Below are 17,828 nucleotides of genomic sequence, written 5' to 3' on the forward strand. Positions count from 1 at the left end.
GCCTGCCTCTGAGTTCCCGGTAAATTACTCAAAACCCCCAAGAGCAGGTTTATCAGTGATTTCCACCGCCATCCGTGTTGCCCGGGTGGGCAGCGCGGCCGAGCTCGCCGCGGCCGTCCTCATGATGCTGGGATTCCCCGCGCTCATGCTGGCCGCGCTCATCCCGAGTGTCCCGGCCTTCGCGGCCGCGGCCGTCGTGACGTACGTCGCCGACCACTATCTGCACCGGCAGGCCAGCTACCTGGTCAACCGCCTCAGCAAGGTCAGGGCGGGCCTCTCGATCCGCTTCCTGATCCGCCAGCTCCTGCTGATCCTGCTGCTGGCCCGCATGGACCTCTCGGACCACCTGATCTTCTACGGCGCGATCGCCTGCTTCATCGCGTTCTACGGCCTTCAGGCCCCGCACGGCGCGGTCGTCACGCTGATCCGCAACCGCCGCCGGATGCCGGTCGCCACCCGCAACGTCGACCTCGGCTCACGCATCAACATCCCGGACGCCCCGCCGTTCGGCCTGCTGGAGCGCTCCGCCGAGAAGATGCTCCACCTCGACCTGTTCGCCGTCGTCGGCCTGCTGATCTCCGCACAGCTGGACTCTGCCGTCGCCGCCTTCATCGGCATCGGCGTCACCCTGTTCCTGGGCACCCTCTACGTCGCCGCGCTCCTGCCGTACATAAGGGGCACGAAGATCCCGCCGACCGCCGAGGTCATCCTCGAAGCCGTCGACGACTGGCTGCACGAGTACCAGCCGCAGACGGTGCTCTGCTTCTCCGGCTCCAAGGACTCCGCGTACCAGGTCAACATGTGGCTGGAGACCATGGAGCAGCTGGAGTCCCAGCCCCTGGTCCTGCTCCGCGAGCGCGTCATACTGCAGAACCTCGCCCCCACCAAGGTCCCCGTCATCTGCGTCCCCGGCGGCGTGCACCTGATGAACATGGACCTCTCCAGCGTGCGCGTCGCGCTCTACGCGGCCAACGTCGGCAAGAACATCCACCTGCTGCGCGTCCCCACCATGAAGCACGTCTTCATCGGCCACGGCGACAGCGACAAGCTGGCCAGCGTCAACCCGTTCAGCAAGGTCTACGACGAGGTGTGGACCGCCGGCCGCGCGGGCCGCGACCGCTACGCCATCGCCGACGTCGGGGTCCGCGACGACGACATCGTCGAGGTCGGCCGCCCCCAGCTCGCCCCCATCCAGACCTGGCAGGGCGTGCCGGACGGCCGTATCCCCACGGTCCTCTACGCGCCGACCTGGGAGGGCTGGGACAACGACCCCGGCAACACCTCCCTGCTGCTGGCCGGCGAGAACATCGTGAAGAAGCTGCTCAAGGCCGACCCCCCGGTCCGCGTCCTGTACAAGCCGCACCCCTTCACCGGCACCGTCAGCTCCGCGGCCGGCTCCGCGCACCGCAAGGTCACCGCCCTGGTGGAGAAGGCCGCCGCCCAGCGCGCGACCGACCCGCGCTTCACGGCCGACGCCGCCGCGCAGACCAGGGCCAAGGCCGAACTGGCCCGCATCGAGGCCCGGATCACCGAGCTGACCGGCGGCGCCGCCGACAAGGGCGACGAGGCCGAACTCACCCGCGACGGCGTGGTCGACCTGGCCAAGTACGAGGAGATCGCCCGGCTGCGCGCCGAGTGGAACGACGCGTACTGGCAGTCCTTCGGCACCTTCGAGCACCGGGTCATCTCCGGCGCCGAACCGCGCCTGTACGACTGCTTCAACGTGTCCGACGCGATGGTCTCCGACATCTCCAGCGTGGTCTCCGACTTCATCGCGAGCGGCAAGCCGTACGCGGTCACGGACTCCGCGCAGCTCGGCGTCGAGGAGTTCAAGCGGCAGAACACCGCGGTGCGCGCCGCCGTGATCCTCTCCAACAAGGCCACCGAACTGGGCGAGTTGCTCGCGGCGGTCCGCGCCCCGGACGCCGACCCGCTGGCCGAGGACCGCAAGGAACTCAAGCAGTACCTGCTCGGCCCGGACGAGCCCACGTCCATCGAGCAGTTCAACACCGCGGTACGGGACCTGGCGCTCAAGTCCGAGGCCCGCAACGTCGGCCAGGAACGGTCGGCCGCGACCGAGGCCGAACTGACGAGCTGACCCGCTGACCTGCCCGAGTCAGAATTTGGTCAAGAAGAGCCCGGTTCTTGAGGAGTGATCCTCGAAAACCGGGCTCTTTTGCGTATCCCCTGCTGACGGAGGACAACCGATCGGTCCGGTCGGCCGTCTTGTAGATGTCGATCCGGCCGATACGGGGGAAACACTCCATGGACAAAGGGGAGCGCGTGACCGTGACGCAGCCTGATGTGACCGTGGTCATCGGGGCGTACGAGGCGATGCCGTACCTCGTCGAGTGCCTGCGCTCGGTCGAGGCACAGACCCTGGACCCGGCCCGGATCGAGGTCGTCGCCGTCGACGACGGCTCGACGGACGGCACGGGGGAGTACCTGGAGGAGTTCGCGGCCCGCGCCGCGAACCACGTCACGGTGATCCGCCAGGAGAACTCCGGCGGCCCCAGCTCCCCGCGCAACGTCGGCCTCGGCAAGGCGGCCGGGCGCTACGTCTTCTTCCTCGACGCCGACGACCGGCTCGCCCCCGAGGCCCTGGAACGCATGGTCGCGCTGGCCGACCGCAACGGCACCGACGTGGTGCTCGGCAAGGTCGAGGGCATCAACCGGGTCCCGCCCAAGGCCGCGTGGGTCGAGACGCTGGAGCGCACCGACGTCTTCCACTCCAACATCAAGTTCACGCTCAGCGCCCAGAAACTGTTCCGGCGGGCCCTGCTGGAGCGGCACAGCATGCGCTTCGACGAGACGCTGTTCACCGGCGAGGACGCGCTGTTCACGATGGAGGCGTATCTCCGGGCGGACGGCGTCTCCGTGATCGCCGACCACACCTGCTACTACCTGGTGGGCCGCGACGACGGCAAACACGTGACGAAGAGCGGGAGTTACACCCTGCGCTTCGACTCGGCGCGCGCCCTGATGAACCTCATCGCGGAGATGGTCCCGCCGGGGGTGGAGCGCGACAAGCTGATGCTCCGCCCGTTCCTGGTGACCCTGCTCCCGCAGTTCGGCCCCAAGTACGCGGGGGACAGCGAGCAGGTACGGCGCCACAAGTTCGAGCTGGCCAAGCCGCTGATGGCGGCCCACTGGACGGACGAGGTGGCGCTGCGACTCAAGGTCGACGAACGGCTGCGGCTGCATCTGGTGGCCCAGGAACGCCCCGAACTCCTGCTGGACGTGGTCGAGTTCATCAAGTCGAAGAAACGCCCCGAGGCGGTGGTGGAGGGGCGGGGACGTCGGGTGTACCTGGCGTATCCGCACTTCCGGTCGGGCGATGCGGGGCTGCCGGACTCCCTGTACCTGGCGGAACCTCGCGAGGCGCGTGCGGTGGAGGGGTATCGGGAGGGGGGAGCGGGGGTGTTCTTGCGTCGGGTGATGCGGAAAGTACGTCGACTGCGGGCCGGTGGGGGCGGGCCCCGCAGTTCCCCGCGCCCTTAAAAGAACAGGGCGAGTCCGGCGTTTTTAGGGGCGCGGGGAACTGCGCGACCAGCCCCCACCGGCCCGCACTCTGAACTCACCCCCCCCTGTCCGCGACCTGGACCAACGTGCACGCCCCCACCCGGTTCGCGTAAATTGCCGCGGGTCACCCGAACTACCCCCGGGGGGATCCGTGGCAGCCGCAAGGCAAGCCGTGACCGAGGCCCGCAGGATCGTCGTCAAGGTGGGTTCCTCCTCCCTGACCACCGCGGCCGGCGGCCTGGACGCCGACCGGGTCGACGCCCTCGTCGACGTCCTCGCCAAGAGCCGCAGCGGCGGCGAGAGAGAGGTCGTTCTCGTCTCCTCCGGCGCCATCGCCGCAGGCCTCGCCCCGCTCGGACTGCGCCGCCGCCCCAAGGACCTGGCCCGCCAGCAGGCCGCCGCCAGCGTCGGCCAGGGCCTCCTCGTGGCCCGCTACACCGCCTCCTTCGCCCGCTACGGCATCCGCGTCGGCCAGGTCCTGCTCACCTCCGACGACATGAGCCGTCGCTCCCACCACCGCAACGCCTCCCGCACCCTCGACAAACTCCTCGCCATGGGTGCCCTGCCGATCGTCAACGAGAACGACACCGTCGCCACGGACGAGATCCGCTTCGGCGACAACGACCGGCTCGCCGCCCTCGTCGCCCACCTCGTCCACGCCGACCTGCTGGTCCTGCTCTCCGACATCGACGGCGTCTACGACGGCGACCCCAGCAAGCCCGGCACCTCGCGGATAGCGGAAGTGCACGGCCCGCAGGACCTCGCCCACGTCGAGATCGGCAGCGCGGGCAAGGCCGGCGTCGGCACCGGCGGCATGGTCACCAAGGTCGAGGCGGCCCGGATCGCCGCCGCCGCGGGCATCCCCGTCGTGCTCACCAGCGCGGTCCACGCGACCGACGCGCTGAGCGGCGGCGACACCGGGACGTACTTCCACGCCACCGGGAAACGCTCCGCCGACCGGTTGCTCTGGCTGCAGCACGCGTCCACGCCCCAGGGCTCGTTGACCCTCGACGACGGTGCCGTGCGCGCGGTCGTACAGCGCCGGATGTCACTGCTGCCGGCCGGGATCGCCGCCGTCGAGGGCGAGTTCAGCGCGGGCGACCCCGTCGAACTCCGGGACGGCGCCGGGCACCCGGTCGCGCGGGGGCTCGTCAACTTCGACGCCAAGGAGATCCCCCAGCTGATCGGCCGCTCCACCAGGGAACTGGCGCGGGAGCTGGGACCGTCGTACGAGAGGGAAGTCGTACACAGGGACGACCTGGTGATCCTCCACCCGTAAAACAACCGAAACGTCCGCCTCCCTCGGTGGACGTTCCGCAAAAGTGCCACACGGACGCGCCGGGCCTGCTCAACTTTGCTCAGGGACCCATCCGCGCGAGCACAGCAGCTCGACCATTGCGTAAGGAGGCCGTCGTGAGACGAGTACGCCCTGGGGCGGCGGCGTCCCGCGGTGGTACCACCTCCCGCGCGCCCGGCGAGGAGCGCACGCTGACGAGCGTCGCGGCCGGCGCCCGGTACGAGGGCGAGGAACCCAAGGACCTCCCCCGGCTGTGGCATGTCACCCTCAGCGTCTCCGGCGGCGAGGCCCCGCTGAAGGAGGTGCGGCGCGGCCTGGAACAGCTCGCCCACGACCACCCCTTTCTGCTGACCAGCCGCTACGCCAACGACCACGCGGAGATCCGCTACTGGGAAGAGGCCCGCGACCTGCACGACGCCGCCGCCGTCGCGCTGCGCCTGTGGGGCGAGCACCGCCAGACCGCGAAGCTGCCGCCGTGGGAGATCGTCGGCCTGGAGGTCATCGACCGCGAGACCTATCACCAGCGCATTTCCGAGGGTTACGGCCCGCTGCCCGCGACCCCGGTCGGCGTACACCCCTTTTGAGCCGTCTTCGGGCCCTTCCGCGCTTGTCTCGCGGTTTGGGATAGCCGGTGGACGCCTCCGCCCGGCGCACTACCCTTCCCTCATGACCACGCTCTCGCCGTACGACTCCATGTCCCCGGTCACCCGGGCCGCCTACCGCGCCAAGTCCGCCGCCGCCGACCTCGCGCCGCTGCCCCGGGCCGAGAAGGACGACGCGCTGCTCGCCATCGCGGACGCGCTGGAAGTCCGTACGAGCGAAATCGTCGAGGCCAACGCCAAGGACATCGCCAAGGCCCGCGCGGCCGGCACCAGCGAGACGGTCATCGACCGGCTGACCCTCACCCCCGAGCGCGTCCGGGCCATCGCCTCCGACGTACGGGACGTCGTCGCGCTGCCCGACCCGGTCGGCGAGGTCGTCCGCGGCTCGACCCTCCCGAACGGCATCGACCTGCGCCAGGTCCGCGTCCCCCTCGGCGTCGTCGGCATCATCTACGAGGCCCGCCCGAACGTGACGGTGGACGCGGCTGCGTTGTGCCTCAAATCCGGCAACGCGGTCCTGCTGCGCGGCTCCGCCTCCGCCTACGAGTCGAACACCGCCCTCGTGCGCGTCCTGCGCGACGCCGTCGGCGGCGCCGGACTGCCCGCCGACGCCGTGCAGCTGGTGCCCGGCGAGAGCCGCGAGAGCGTCCGCGAGCTGATGCGCGCCCGGGGCCTCGTCGACGTCCTCATCCCGCGCGGCGGCGCCTCCCTGATCCAGACCGTCGTCAGCGAGTCGACCGTCCCCGTCATCGAGACCGGCGTCGGCAACTGCCACGTCTACGTCGACGCGCACGCCGACCTCGACATGGCCATCGACATCCTGATCAACTCCAAGGCCCAGCGGCCCAGCGTCTGCAACGCCGCCGAGACCCTCCTCGTCCACCAGGACATCGCCCCCGAGTTCCTGCCCCGCGCCCTGGACGCCCTCGCCGAGGCCGGCGTCACCGTGCACGCCGACGAACGCGTCCTCGCCTACGCCAAGGAGTCCGCGGCCACCGTCGTCGAGGCCACCCCCGAGGACTGGGACACCGAGTACCTCTCCTACGACATCGCCGCCGCCGTCGTCGACTCGCTCGACAAGGCCGTCCAGCACATCCGGCTGTGGAGCTCCGGCCACACCGAGGCGATCGTCACCTCCTCCCAGCAGGCCGCCCGCCGCTTCACCCAGCTGGTCGACTCCACCACCGTCGCCGTGAACGCCTCCACGCGCTTCACGGACGGCGGCCAGTTCGGCTTCGGCGCGGAGATCGGGATCTCCACCCAGAAGCTGCACGCACGGGGCCCGATGGGCCTGCCAGAACTGACGAGCACCAAGTACATCGTCACCGGCGACGGGCACATCCGCCGCTGAGCCAAGGGCTGTTGGCATATGCGTGGGGCATAGGGCCTCGTGGAGCGAGAGGTATCTCACCCTGCGGATGAATTTCCCTACCGCCTGCCCAAATTGACCCCCCAGGTCTACTCTGGAGAGGTGCCGGAGGACGTGGGGGGCACGCCGTTCCCTGACGGCTGGGAGCCCGACGACGACCACGACCGCGGAATGTCGGACGAAGAATTCGACTCCGTGGTCTTCGACGAGGCCTTCGTACGGGCGGCCGTAGTACACGAGCCGACCGCCGTCGAGCGTCTCCTTGCCGCCGCGCAGGCCAGAGCCGAGGCCTCCGAGGCCGAAGCGCGGCGCGACCGGCGCGGCAGAGGCGCACGGGGCGACGACGACCTCTTCGAGGACGCCTACGGACGCCAATTCGGCCATGATCCGGAACTCGACGACCTGGACGACACCGACCTCGCCGAGGGCCGCTACGGCGCCCCGGGAACCTACGGCAAACAGGTCCGCTGGCACCGTCCCGTCGCCTGGCTGCTCGCCCTGGTGATGGGCATCGGCATGGTCGCCCTGGCCTTCTCGGCGGTCTACCGCGGCGCGTCCTCGGGCAGCAGGGACCGCGTCCCGCCCCCGGCCTCCACGGGCGTCGAACAGGGCACGGCGGCGGCACCCTCCGTTTCCGCCGACAACTCCCAGCCACCGCTGTCCGCCGTACCGCGCACACCCTGAGCGAGCTGCGACCGCTCTGACCGGCTCGGTGAGAACCTGTCAGAACTTGTCGTGTACCAGGGCGTTTACCTGAGGCTCCGGAGACCTACTCTGAAAGTATGGGCGGTCCAGGAGACCCACCCGAGGGGACACCCGAGGGCGCTCCCGGTGGTGGTGAGGACGAGTACCGATCCGTCGTATTCGACGAGTCGTTCGTCCGTGCTGCCCGTCTCCAGGAGTTCTCCGCGCGGGAGCGCATGGCCGACCACGCCCCCGCCGTCCGCCGCCGCCCGGCCCTGCGCCGCGGTCTCCCCCGCCAGGCCCTGATCCTGGTCATGCTGATCGCCGTCGCCTTCGGCACCGCGATCTACATGGGCGTACGGCACCCCTACACGACCCCCACGGCCCAGCAGCCCGCCGAGCCGCTGCGGATGACGGTCATCCCGCTGTCCCCCCAGGACAAGGTGCCGGGAGCGGCCGACGCGGAGCACCTCTTCGAGCACAGCCCCGCCGCGCAGTTCGACGTCGGCGGCGACGGCATCCCGCTGCCGGCCGCGCGGCGCACCGCCCACTTCTCGGACAGCCAGGTCGTGGCCGCCCTGAGCACCGCCAAGGCCTATATCGTGGAGTCCTCGCTCTACCCGGCCGTGCTCACCGGCGGACAGACCCGGCCCGCGCGCGTCCTCGTCGACCCCGACCAGCTCGACCAGTTCGACCAGAGCTTCGAGCACCCGGCCGCCGACGGCCGGCACGAGCCCACCGGATGGCTGGTTCGCTTCGACCCGGCACGCGCCGAGCTGGCCGACCGCAAGATCCGCGTCCAGGGCTCCCTGCAGGCCACCGAGATCGACTCGTCCACCCTTGAGGTCACCGCCGACGGAACCTTCGTCTACGCGCTCCGGCCGACCGGCTCCGGCGACAAGGCCCAGGCTTCCCTGTTCACCGTCCGCCGCGAGCTCCAGTTCCGCTTCGACCGCGACGATCTGCGCATGGACCAGGCCCAGATCGTCACCTCCTACGTCCAGGCCGGGCCCCTGTCCTGTGCCGAGGACTCCGTCACCTACCTGCGCCCCCTGCTCGCCGGCCAGACCGCCAAGGCGGGCGGCCCGGCCGGCACCGACCCGTTCGCCACAGGCAGCGCCACGGCCCTGTGCGGCACACTGGCGGCGGGCGCACAGCCGAAGGTGTGAGCACGCCGGAAGCGCTCCAGCAGGCGGCTGTGCGAGGCCGTGGGGAGGCTGTCGGTGTGCCGCCGTGGGTGTGAGCCCGGGGTTGCGCCGGATCGTCGCGGGTGTGAGGCCCGTGTGAACCGGCGCGTGACCTGGTCGCCCCAGGTGTGAGGCGCGCGTGAACCGGCGGTGTGTCCGGTCGCCGTAGGTATGAGGGCGGTGTGTATCGATCGGGTCGGTCCTTGTGCCGGGTCAGTCCTCGCCGCGCGGCGGCGTGTCCGTCGGCGGCTGCTCGGTGCCGTTGGCCGATTCGGTGGGCGGTCCGTCCTGCGGGGTCGTGCTCGCGAAGCCGCCGAAGCCGCGCCGGACCCGGCCGCCCAGGTCGCCCGCGCCACCGGCGATGTCGCTGACCAGCTTCATCAGCGGGTCCTTGGAGCTCTTGACGTTGCTCGCGTAGCTCGCCGCCGACTCGCGGAACGAGTCCGTGACCGAGGTGTCCTTGTCCTCGCTGCGCCGCGGGTAGTGCCCGTCCATGATCCGCTGGTAGTCGCGGGACTCGGCCCACTTCTTCAGCTCGGCCGCCCGCACCGTGGTGAACGGGTGGGAGCGGGGCAGCACGTTCAGGATCTTCAGGACCGAGTCGCGCAGGTCGCCGCCCGACTCGAACTCCTCGGCCTGCTTGAGGAACGCGTCCACGTTCATCTCGTGCAGGTGGTTGCCGCCCGCGATCTTCATCAGACCGCGCATCGAGGCCCGCAGGTCCTGGCCGACCAGCAGACCCGCGCGGTCGGCGGACAGCTCCGACTTGCGGAACCACTCGCGCAGCGCCGTCACGATCGCCAGGATCGCGAGGTTGCCCAGCGGGATCCAGGCGACCTTCAGGGCCAGGCTGGTCAGGAACAGCAGGATCGTGCGGTACACGGAGTGGCCGGACAGCGCGTGGCCCACCTCGTGGCCGATGACCGCGCGCATCTCCTCCTCGTCGAGCAGCTCGACCAGGCCGGTGGTGACGACGATGATCGGCTCGTCCAGGCCGATGCACATCGCGTTGGGCTGCGGGTCCTGGGTGACGTACATCGGCGGGACCTTCTCCAGGTCCAGGATGTAACAGGCGTCCCGCAGCATGTCGTTGAGGTGCGAGAACTGCTGGTCCGACACCCGCACCGAGTCGGACAGGAACAGCAGGCGCAGACTGCGCTCGGGCAGCAGCCCGCTGAGCGCCTTGAACACCGTGTCGAACCCGGTCAGCTTGCGCAGCGCCACCAGGGCGGAGCGGTCCGCGGGGTGCTCGTACGCGCGCGAGGAGATCCCCGGGAAGCGCCTGCGCTGCCTGCTCGGCACGTTCTCGTGGGCGTTCTGCTCGTGGCCGTCTTCGGACATGTGGTCCCCCATGTGCGTCTGTGTGCGCTGAGTGCCCCCGAAGCAGAGCCCAGCCTAGGCGGAGTTACCGTGGTCGGGCAGTACAGCGAAGGAGTCAACGCATGGAGCCCCATTCCGCAGCCGCCTGGCTCGCAGAGGCCGCGAACGCCGCCCCCCAGCACGGATCGGGGGATCTGCTCAGGGTCGTACTGGTCGTGATGTTCCTCGGCTGCATCCTGACCGCGTGGTTCCTGCTGCGTGGATACAAACAGAAGGACGACTGAGACGCCCTCGGAGTTCCCTGCCGGCGTCCGTGTCGCGGGTCCGGTTCCCAATGGCGGAGTCGGCGTGATCGCCGCCGGGCTGCCCGCTTACCATGGGCCGACATCTTTATCCCGCCCACACCGGATAGGTTCTGCTGAAGATGAGCTTCCACGGCACTGCTGCCCAGTTGGTCACTCTTGCCGCCGAGGGTGAGGGCGGGGGCAACCACGAGAGCCTCCAGCCGATCGTCACCGGTGGCAGCGCTTTCATCATCCTGCTGCTCCTGCTGTGGATCACCACCCGCTTCAACCGCGACCGCTAGGGTCTGTCCCTTCTGTCCACCGGACGGGTCCCGGGGTCTTCACACCGGGCCGGTAGGGTCTGCACGCATGGGAGAGCAGGACATGCCTACCGGTCCGGCGAACGACACGACGCGCGGCACGGAGAACCGAATGGTGAACGGCCCGCGCAACAACGGCCCGTCGAGCCCCGGCAAGCGCCGTCTGGGCGTCATGGGCGGAACGTTCGACCCGATCCACCACGGACACCTCGTGGCGGCCAGTGAGGTCGCCGCGCAGTTCCACCTGGACGAGGTGGTGTTCGTCCCGACCGGCCAGCCCTGGCAGAAGACCGACCGCAAGGTCGCGCTCGCCGAGGACCGCTATCTGATGACGGTCATCGCGACCGCCGAGAACCCCCAGTTCTCGGTGAGCCGTATCGACATCGACCGCGGCGGCCCCACCTACACCACGGACACCCTCCGCGACCTGCGCGCGCTCAACCCCGACGCCGACCTCTTCTTCATCACCGGCGCCGACGCCCTCGGCGCGATCCTCACCTGGCGCGACGCGGAGGAACTCTTCTCCCTCGCGCACTTCATCGGAGTCACCCGCCCCGGCCACACACTGACCGACCCGGGGCTCCCGGAGGGCGGTGTCTCGCTGGTCGAGGTTCCCGCCCTGGCCATCTCCTCCACAGACTGCCGTGCGAGAGTCGCCAAGGGGGATCCGGTCTGGTACCTGGTGCCCGACGGAGTCGTGCGCTATATCGACAAGCGCGAGCTGTACCGCGGCGAGTGAGCCGAGAGGGGCACCGGTGAACGACCGATACGACGCCGGGTACGGCGGCGACCAGTACGAACTCGTCGGCTACGACGAGTACAACCAGCCTGTCTACCGCCAGGTCCCGTCCCGGGGGACCCAACAGCCCCCGCAGCAGCAGCCGTACGACCCGTACGGGCAGCAGCAACAGCAGGGCTACGCCTACGACCCGTACGCGACCGGCACCCAGCAGCAGACGCCCGACTACGACACGGGCGCCCAGCAGCAGACCCCGCAGGCCTACGACAGCCGGCAGGCGCCCCAGGCCGGCTACGACCCGTACGCCACCGGGACCACGACGGCCTACGACCCCTACGGGCAGACCGCGACCAGTGGACAGCAGCCCCGGGTCGCCGAACAGACCGCCTACATCCCGCAGCAGGGCGGCCCGGCCGAGGACACGGAAGCCCCGAAGACCCCGGCGGCCGGTGAACGGGACTACCGCACCGAGCAGTTCGCCTTCGTGGAGGAGCCGACCGACGACTCCGAGGACGTCATCGACTGGCTGAACTTCACCGAGAACCGCACCGAGCGCCGCGAGGAGGCCAAGCGCCGCGCCCGTGGCCGCATGGTCGCCCTCGTCGTGGCCCTGGCGCTGGTCGTCTCCGGCGGGGTCGGCTATCTCTGGTACGCCGGGAAGCTCCCCGGAGTCTCCTCGCCCTCCTCGAAGTCCGGCACCACGACGGCCGCGGGCGCCCAGAACCGCGATGTGATCGTCGTCCACCTGCACAACACCGCGAAGGGCGGCACCTCTTCGGTGCTGCTCGTCGACAACACCACCCTCAAACAGGGCACCACCGTGCTGCTGCCCAACTCGCTCGCCCTCACGGACGACGACGGCAACACGACGACGCTCGCCAAGTCGGTCGACGACGACGGCACCTCCGGGACCGTCGACCAGCTCAACACCGTCCTCGGCACCGACATCGAGGGCACCTGGCGCCTCGACACCCCCTACCTGCAGAACCTGGTCGACCTCGTCGGCAACATCGACATCGACACCAACGCCGACGTGCCCGACCCGGCCGCGACGAAGAAGGGCGCCGAGCCCCTCGTCCACAAGGGCAAGGACCAGACCCTCAGCGGCAAGATGGCCGTCGCCTACGCCACCTACCGTGCCTCCGGCGAGGCCCAGAACGCCCAGCTGGAGCGGTTCGGGCAGGTCATGCAGGGTGTGCTGCGCCAGCTGACCTCGGACCCGACGGCGGCGACCACCACCGTGCAGACCCTGGCGCAGATCCTCGACCCGCCCCTCACCGACAAGGACCTCGGCACCTTCCTCGCCAAGCTCGCCGACCTCGCCAAGAGCGGCGACTACAAGACGGCCCTGCTGCCCGTCCAGAACGACGGCACCCTGACCGCGCAGGCCTCCGCCAGTGTCGTCAAGGACATCCTGGGCGGCACCGCGAAGAGCCCCGACGAGGGTTCGGCGGTCCGGGTCGCCGTCCAGAACGCCACCGGCGTCAAGGACGACACCGAGAAGGCCCGCGTCGTCCTCCTGAACGGCGGCTTCACCTTCCTGGAGGCGGGCACGGCGTCCGCGGCCTCGGCCAAGTCGAAGGTCACGTACTCCGACGCGGCCGACAAGGAGAACGCCACCGAGGTCGCCAAGACCCTGGGCCTGCCCACCAGCACGGTGACCAAGGGCACGGTCGCCGCGAACGCGGACGTCTCGGTGATCCTGGGCACCGACTACAAACCGTCGTCGTCCTCGTGACGAGGGCGCGGCGGCGGTAGGGCGCAGTCGCTGTGACGGAGAGCACGCCCCGGAGGCCGGAGCCGGTGTCCAGGCCGACGTCCGGGGCGTGATCCGTCATTCACGTGGGGTGCCGTCCGCGGTCCGTGAGACCCTTGAGGTCTGTTGACCGCCGACCGAAAGCCGCGTAGTGACCGCCACTGACCGCTCCATCGAGCTCATCACCGCCGCCGCCCAGGCCGCCGCTGACAAGCTCGCGCACGACATCATCGCCTACGACGTCAGCGATGTGCTGTCGATCACGGATGCCTTCCTGCTGGCCTCCGCTCCCAACGACCGTCAGGTCAAGTCGATCGTCGACGAGATCGAGGAGCGGCTCAGCAAGGAACTCGGCGCCAAGCCGGTACGCCGCGAGGGCGACCGTGACGCCCGCTGGATCCTGCTCGACTACGTCGACATCGTCGTCCACGTCCAGCACAGCGAGGAGCGCGTCTTCTACGCCCTGGAGCGGCTGTGGAAGGACTGCCCCGAGCTGGAGCTGCCCGCCGACGCCAAGGAGACCCGCGGCAAGGCCGCCGAGCACGCCAAGCTGCAGGCCGAGGAGGACGCCTCCGAGTTCGGGGAGGTGCGGTGAGCGCCGGCGCGGACGGCCGCAAGGCGGGCCGGGGTCGCCGCGTCATCCTGTGGCGGCACGGCCAGACCGCCTGGAACGTGGAGCGCCGCTTCCAGGGCACCACGGACGTCGAGCTCACCGAGACCGGCATCGGCCAGGCCCGTAGGGCCGCCCGGCTGTTGGCCTCCCTCAAGCCCGACGCGATCGTCGCCTCCGACCTGAAGCGGGCGGCGAACACGGCCGCCGAGCTGGCCGCCCTCACCGACCTCGACGTCACCCACGACGAGGGCCTGCGGGAGACCTACGCGGGCGTCTGGCAGGGGCTGACGCACGAGGAGATCATCGCCCGCCACGGCGAGGAGTACGCCGCGTGGAAGCGCGGGGAACCGGTGCGCCGCGGCGGCGGCGAACTGGAGACCGAGGTCGCCGACCGGGCCGCCCCCGTCGTGCTGCGGCACGCCGAGAAGCTGCCCGAGGACGGCACCCTCGTGGTGGTCAGCCACGGCGGCACGATCCGCACCACCATCGGTCGTCTCCTCGGTCTGGAGTCCCCGCACTGGGAGAGTCTCGGCGGCCTCTCCAACTGCTGCTGGTCCGTGCTCGGCGAGGGCGCCCGCGGCTGGCGCCTGCTGGAACACAACGCCGGCACACTCCCGGAACCGGTGCTCGGCGACGACGACTGAGCGGCCCTCCAGGGCCCCGACCCCGGATTTCACTTTCCGGCAGGTCGCAGGCTAAAGTTCTTCTTGTTCGCCCGCCGAGCGGGAAGAACACAAGGGGCTATAGCTCAGTTGGTAGAGCGCCTGCATGGCATGCAGGAGGTCAGGAGTTCAATTCTCCTTAGCTCCACAGTTCGACACTCTTGAGTTGTCAAAGATCGAGAGTTGTCAAAGATCGAATCGATGAGATCCCATCCCTTTCAGGGGTGGGATTTTTTCGTGGCCGTCAGCGCCTCCGTACGCCGACGGGTCTCCTCGTCGGCCGGGGTGTAGACCACGATCCGGCACTCCGGCATGCCGTTGACCGACAACGACACCGACGTCATCCGCAGCTCGCCCACCGCCTCGTGCCGGAACGTCTTCACCCGCCGCCCCGGCTCCGCCACGTCCCCGCGCTTCCACAGCCGCGCGAAGAGCGGACTCGCCGCCGACAGCCCGCGTATGAACTCCTCCCAGACGGGCTCGCCGGTATGGACTCCGTAGGCCGAGCGCAGGGTCGCCACCATCACCGGCAACTCCGTCTCCCGGTACAGCAGCGGACACTCCTCCTCCGGCACCGTGAACAGCTTCCACAGCGCGTTGGACATCGGGCCCGGCTCCAGCGGCTCCTCCCAGAACACCGTCCGATAGGGGGAGTTGGTGGCGAGGATGTCGTACCGCGCGTTGTAGACCACCGCCGGACGCGGCTCCAGGGCGTCGAGGATGCCCTGGATCTCCGGCCCCACCGACTGCGCGATCACTTCCGGCGGATGCGCGTACGGCACCTCGGCCAGGTGGTACAGATGCTCCCGCTCCGGCGCGTCGAGCCGGAGTGTGCGCGCCACCGCGTCCAATACCTGCGCGGACGCGTTGATCGGGCGCCCCTGTTCGAGCCAGGTGTACCAGGTGACGCCCACACCGGAGAGCTGGGCGACCTCCTCGCGGCGCAGCCCCGGCGTACGCCGGCGGAAGCCCGGCGGCATGCCCACGTCGTGCGGTGTCACTCGCGCGCGCCTGCTGCGCAGAAACGCGGCCAGTTCAGGTCGGCGGCGCTGTGTCGTCCCCATCCCCATCGTCACATCCCCCATGTTCGACGCCCGACTTGGTCTCTGCCAGGTGCTGCCAGTACCAGCATCAGCGGGCTCTCGGCACCCGTACCGGAGCGCCCCCACGCTCGACGGCATGACGACAACACCCTTGACGGGACCGGATTCCGCACCCGTTCCAAGTCCTGCCACAAGTAAAGCCCCCGGCACTGACAATCGCCGCGGACCGCTGCTCTGGCTCCTGCTCGCGGCCCAGTTCATGGCCCTGCTCGACGTGTTCATCGTGAATGTCGCCGCCCCCACCATCGGCACCGAACTCCACGCGTCCGGCGCCGACTTGCAGCTGGTGATCGCTGGCTACACCATCACGTACTCGGTGCTGCTGATCACCGGCGCACGGCTCGGCGACCGGCTCGGCCACGCCCGGGTCCACCTTGCCGGGCTCGCCGTCTTCACCGCCGCCTCGCTCGCCTGCGGCCTGGCCCAGGGCTCCACCGAGCTGATCGTGTTCCGTCTGCTCCAGGGCTCCGGCTCGGCGCTGATGATCCCGCAGGTGCTCAGCCTGATCCAGCGGAACTTCATCGGCGAGGCCCGGGTGCGCGCGCTCGGCATGTACGCGGCGGTCATCGCCGTCGGCGCCGCGGCCGGGCAGATCGCCGGCGGTGTGCTCGTCAGCGCCGACCTCTTCGGCACCGGCTGGCGGCCGGTGTTCCTCGTCAATGTGCCGGTGGGTGTCGTACTGCTGGCCGTGGGCAGGCGCGTGCTGCCTAAGGACAGCCGGTCGGAACCCGAGCGGGCGCGGGCCCTCGACCTGCCGGGGCTGGTGCTGCTCGCCGCGGCCGTGTCGCTGCTCACGGTGCCGCTGGTGCTGGGGCAGGAGGAGGGCTGGCCGCTGTGGTCGTGGCTGTCGCTGGTCGCGGCGGCGGTGCTTTTCGCGTCGTTCTGCGGCTACGAGTCCCGGCTCGCGCGGCGCGGTGGTGCCCCGCTGATCGCACCGCGGGTGCTGCGCCGGCCGGGCATGGGGCTCGCCGTCTTCCGGATCATGGCGGTCATGGCCGTCAATGGCGGTTTCCTGTTCGCGCTCACCCTGCACGTCCAAGGCGGCCTCGGTTTCAGCGCGTTGCGCGCCGGCCTCACCTTCGCGCCGACCGCCGTCGTCTTCGGAGTGGTCGGACTCACCTGGCGCAGGTGGCCGGCGGCCTGGCAACGTGCGCTGACCCCGCTCGGGTTCGTGATCGCGATGCCGTCCGTCCTGGGAGTCGGCCTGGCGTTCGAAGGCGGCGACCGCGGCGGGGCCGTACTGTACGTGGCGTACGTCGGCGTGGGGGCCGGGCTCGCGCTCGCCTTCAGCCCGACGCTGACCCGGGCCCTCGCCACCGTGCGGCCCGAGGACGCGGCGGACGCCAGCGGTCTGCTCTCCTCGGTCGCGCAGCTGGGTCAGCTGCTCGGGGTCGCGGTTTTCGGCACACTGTTCTTGAACCGGCTTGAGTCACTTGGGGCCCCGGGGGCGTATACCTCTGCGAAGGCGCTTTTGGCGTGCATGTTCGCGCTGGCGGGGACGGCCGCGGTGGGTGCCGTGTCCGGACTGGTACTAAGGCGTCGCTGACCGTATTGGTCCGGCCGTGGCAGAATCAAACGGCCGGAAGGGGGCGCGGCCCGACGGGAGGGAGTAGCGATGCCTGCGAGCATCATCGAGGAGGTCGACCACCTCTTCGATGCGGCGTTGATACGAGATACGATCACCCGCCTGAGCTGCCCTTCCTGCGGTTCCGCCCACGTGGCCCAAGTCCTCGGTGACAACGGCGGAGTTTCCTACGTGTGCACGGCCTGCGGCCACAGCTGGAGCTGATCGATGGGTGCACACAGGCGAAAGTGCGACTGGTGCGGCAGTGGGACACCGATCGTCCGTGACATGGAACCGGTGAATCCCGACTACCAGTACTGGTGCGAGGAGTGCGCGCGGGCGCTGATCATAAAAGGCGATCCGATCGAGACGTACCGCGAACTTGAGGGCGAGCCGATCTACGGCCGACTCCTCGAAGAGCACTGCACTTTGAAACGGTTCTATTCGTTCGTCACGGCTTGACTCGGGCCGGGACCCCGCGAGGAGGTCCCGGCGATCACGGTCACGGCGGGGGAGACGGAAACGATTTGGTGGTGCACCGGGTCGACCGGTAATGTTGGCGTCGCCGCCGGGGAGACCCGGTAGCACACCGCAAGGGGCTATAGCTCAGTTGGTAGAGCGCCTGCATGGCATGCAGGAGGTCAGGAGTTCAATTCTCCTTAGCTCCACAGAAGTCGAAGGCGGGTCATCCCACAGGATGACCCGCCTTCGGTGTGTCCAGGGGGAGTTGGCACAGGTCATGGAGCGGCGGGGGGGGGGGGGGGGGGGGGGATGTGGGCGGGCGCGCGGCGGGGACGGCAGCCCGC

Annotated in this window: 18 protein-coding genes and 2 tRNA genes; 18 read left to right on the forward strand and 2 right to left on the reverse strand. The window is 69.9% G+C overall.

Annotated features, from left to right (window positions below):
- Nucleotides 1–55: 55 nt before the first annotated feature.
- The 7 genes from ACIBJH_RS10330 to ACIBJH_RS10360 all read left to right on the forward strand — a co-directional run bounded on the left by ACIBJH_RS10330 (nucleotide 56) and on the right by ACIBJH_RS10360 (nucleotide 8,643).
- Nucleotides 56–2,098, forward strand: coding sequence for a hypothetical protein (locus ACIBJH_RS10330; RefSeq protein ID WP_399116436.1), 2,043 nt, complete (start codon nucleotides 56–58; stop codon nucleotides 2,096–2,098).
- A 185-nt stretch (nucleotides 2,099–2,283) separates the two neighbouring features.
- Nucleotides 2,284–3,501 (forward strand): glycosyltransferase family 2 protein, encoded by a 1,218-nt coding sequence (locus tag ACIBJH_RS10335; protein WP_399116437.1) that lies wholly within the window; start codon nucleotides 2,284–2,286, stop codon nucleotides 3,499–3,501.
- 193 nt (nucleotides 3,502–3,694) lie between these two features.
- Nucleotides 3,695–4,801: a glutamate 5-kinase gene (gene proB, locus ACIBJH_RS10340; protein WP_399116916.1), complete on the forward strand. Its 1,107-nt coding sequence runs from the start codon at nucleotides 3,695–3,697 to the stop codon at nucleotides 4,799–4,801.
- A gap of 134 nt (nucleotides 4,802–4,935) precedes the next feature.
- Nucleotides 4,936–5,403, forward strand: coding sequence for a hypothetical protein (locus ACIBJH_RS10345; protein ID WP_399116438.1), 468 nt, complete (start codon nucleotides 4,936–4,938; stop codon nucleotides 5,401–5,403).
- Between the two features lie 82 nt (nucleotides 5,404–5,485).
- Complete coding sequence (locus ACIBJH_RS10350; RefSeq protein WP_201053713.1) at nucleotides 5,486–6,772, forward strand: glutamate-5-semialdehyde dehydrogenase; 1,287 nt, start codon at nucleotides 5,486–5,488, stop codon at nucleotides 6,770–6,772.
- A gap of 93 nt (nucleotides 6,773–6,865) precedes the next feature.
- Nucleotides 6,866–7,474, forward strand: coding sequence for a hypothetical protein (locus ACIBJH_RS10355; RefSeq protein WP_399116439.1), 609 nt, complete (start codon nucleotides 6,866–6,868; stop codon nucleotides 7,472–7,474).
- 98 nt (nucleotides 7,475–7,572) lie between these two features.
- Nucleotides 7,573–8,643 carry a hypothetical protein gene (locus tag ACIBJH_RS10360; protein WP_399116440.1) on the forward strand — a complete coding sequence of 357 codons (1,071 nt, stop codon included), beginning with the start codon at nucleotides 7,573–7,575 and terminating at the stop codon, nucleotides 8,641–8,643.
- A 231-nt stretch (nucleotides 8,644–8,874) separates the two neighbouring features.
- Here ACIBJH_RS10360 and ACIBJH_RS10365 read toward each other — a convergent pair whose 3' ends face one another.
- The gene (locus ACIBJH_RS10365) at nucleotides 8,875–10,002 is read right to left on the reverse strand and encodes a M48 family metallopeptidase (RefSeq protein ID WP_399116441.1); all 1,128 of its coding nucleotides are present in this window, start codon (nucleotides 10,000–10,002) and stop codon (nucleotides 8,875–8,877) included.
- 101 nt (nucleotides 10,003–10,103) lie between these two features.
- Here ACIBJH_RS10365 and ACIBJH_RS10370 point away from each other — a divergent pair, with 101 nt between their 5' ends.
- The 7 genes from ACIBJH_RS10370 to ACIBJH_RS10400 all read left to right on the forward strand — a co-directional run bounded on the left by ACIBJH_RS10370 (nucleotide 10,104) and on the right by ACIBJH_RS10400 (nucleotide 14,503).
- Entirely contained in the window at nucleotides 10,104–10,265 is a 162-nt protein-coding gene (locus ACIBJH_RS10370; RefSeq protein ID WP_019065531.1) for a hypothetical protein, read from the forward strand.
- A 140-nt stretch (nucleotides 10,266–10,405) separates the two neighbouring features.
- Complete coding sequence (locus ACIBJH_RS10375) at nucleotides 10,406–10,567, forward strand: hypothetical protein (RefSeq protein WP_019065530.1); 162 nt, start codon at nucleotides 10,406–10,408, stop codon at nucleotides 10,565–10,567.
- Between the two features lie 67 nt (nucleotides 10,568–10,634).
- A complete protein-coding gene (gene nadD / locus ACIBJH_RS10380; RefSeq protein WP_399116442.1) occupies nucleotides 10,635–11,324 on the forward strand; it encodes a nicotinate-nucleotide adenylyltransferase in 690 nt (229 codons plus the stop codon).
- A gap of 16 nt (nucleotides 11,325–11,340) precedes the next feature.
- The gene (locus ACIBJH_RS10385; protein ID WP_399116443.1) at nucleotides 11,341–13,062 is read left to right on the forward strand and encodes an LCP family protein; all 1,722 of its coding nucleotides are present in this window, start codon (nucleotides 11,341–11,343) and stop codon (nucleotides 13,060–13,062) included.
- A gap of 169 nt (nucleotides 13,063–13,231) precedes the next feature.
- Nucleotides 13,232–13,675, forward strand: a complete 444-nt coding sequence (gene rsfS, locus ACIBJH_RS10390) for a ribosome silencing factor (RefSeq protein WP_201053736.1) — start codon at nucleotides 13,232–13,234, stop codon at nucleotides 13,673–13,675.
- Nucleotides 13,672–14,337, forward strand: a complete 666-nt coding sequence (locus ACIBJH_RS10395; protein WP_200713110.1) for a histidine phosphatase family protein — start codon at nucleotides 13,672–13,674, stop codon at nucleotides 14,335–14,337. Before rsfS ends, ACIBJH_RS10395 begins: the two co-directional genes overlap by 4 nt.
- A gap of 93 nt (nucleotides 14,338–14,430) precedes the next feature.
- A tRNA-Ala gene (locus ACIBJH_RS10400) sits at nucleotides 14,431–14,503 on the forward strand.
- A 70-nt stretch (nucleotides 14,504–14,573) separates the two neighbouring features.
- On the opposite strand, the gene ACIBJH_RS10405 is transcribed toward ACIBJH_RS10400, so the two are convergent.
- A complete protein-coding gene (locus ACIBJH_RS10405; protein WP_399116444.1) occupies nucleotides 14,574–15,419 on the reverse strand; it encodes a helix-turn-helix transcriptional regulator in 846 nt (281 codons plus the stop codon).
- Between the two features lie 220 nt (nucleotides 15,420–15,639).
- Here ACIBJH_RS10405 and ACIBJH_RS10410 point away from each other — a divergent pair, with 220 nt between their 5' ends.
- From ACIBJH_RS10410 to ACIBJH_RS10425, 4 genes are all read left to right on the forward strand, one after another.
- Nucleotides 15,640–17,004, forward strand: a complete 1,365-nt coding sequence (locus tag ACIBJH_RS10410) for an MFS transporter (protein ID WP_399116917.1) — start codon at nucleotides 15,640–15,642, stop codon at nucleotides 17,002–17,004.
- Between the two features lie 69 nt (nucleotides 17,005–17,073).
- Entirely contained in the window at nucleotides 17,074–17,247 is a 174-nt protein-coding gene (locus ACIBJH_RS10415; RefSeq protein WP_019063265.1) for a hypothetical protein, read from the forward strand.
- A 3-nt stretch (nucleotides 17,248–17,250) separates the two neighbouring features.
- Nucleotides 17,251–17,484 carry a hypothetical protein gene (locus tag ACIBJH_RS10420; RefSeq protein WP_003976229.1) on the forward strand — a complete coding sequence of 78 codons (234 nt, stop codon included), beginning with the start codon at nucleotides 17,251–17,253 and terminating at the stop codon, nucleotides 17,482–17,484.
- A gap of 133 nt (nucleotides 17,485–17,617) precedes the next feature.
- Nucleotides 17,618–17,690: transfer RNA gene (locus ACIBJH_RS10425), tRNA-Ala, on the forward strand.
- Nucleotides 17,691–17,828: the final 138 nt, after the last annotated feature.

This window comes from Streptomyces sp. NPDC050548, from assembly GCF_044457385.1.
In the GTDB taxonomy this organism is placed as follows: domain Bacteria; phylum Actinomycetota; class Actinomycetes; order Streptomycetales; family Streptomycetaceae; genus Streptomyces.

Coding starts and splice junctions, on each gene's coding strand:
- ACIBJH_RS10375 (WP_019065530.1), top strand. CDS start 10,406: ATGAGCTTCCACGGCACTGCTGCCCAGTTGGTCACTCTTGCCGCCGAG.
- ACIBJH_RS10365 (WP_399116441.1), bottom strand. CDS start 10,002: ATGTCCGAAGACGGCCACGAGCAGAACGCCCACGAGAACGTGCCGAGC.
- ACIBJH_RS10415 (WP_019063265.1), top strand. CDS start 17,074: ATGCCTGCGAGCATCATCGAGGAGGTCGACCACCTCTTCGATGCGGCG.
- ACIBJH_RS10405 (WP_399116444.1), bottom strand. CDS start 15,419: ATGGGGACGACACAGCGCCGCCGACCTGAACTGGCCGCGTTTCTGCGC.
- ACIBJH_RS10350 (WP_201053713.1), top strand. CDS start 5,486: ATGACCACGCTCTCGCCGTACGACTCCATGTCCCCGGTCACCCGGGCC.
- ACIBJH_RS10370 (WP_019065531.1), top strand. CDS start 10,104: ATGGAGCCCCATTCCGCAGCCGCCTGGCTCGCAGAGGCCGCGAACGCC.
- nadD (WP_399116442.1), top strand. CDS start 10,635: ATGGGAGAGCAGGACATGCCTACCGGTCCGGCGAACGACACGACGCGC.
- ACIBJH_RS10420 (WP_003976229.1), top strand. CDS start 17,251: ATGGGTGCACACAGGCGAAAGTGCGACTGGTGCGGCAGTGGGACACCG.
- ACIBJH_RS10360 (WP_399116440.1), top strand. CDS start 7,573: ATGGGCGGTCCAGGAGACCCACCCGAGGGGACACCCGAGGGCGCTCCC.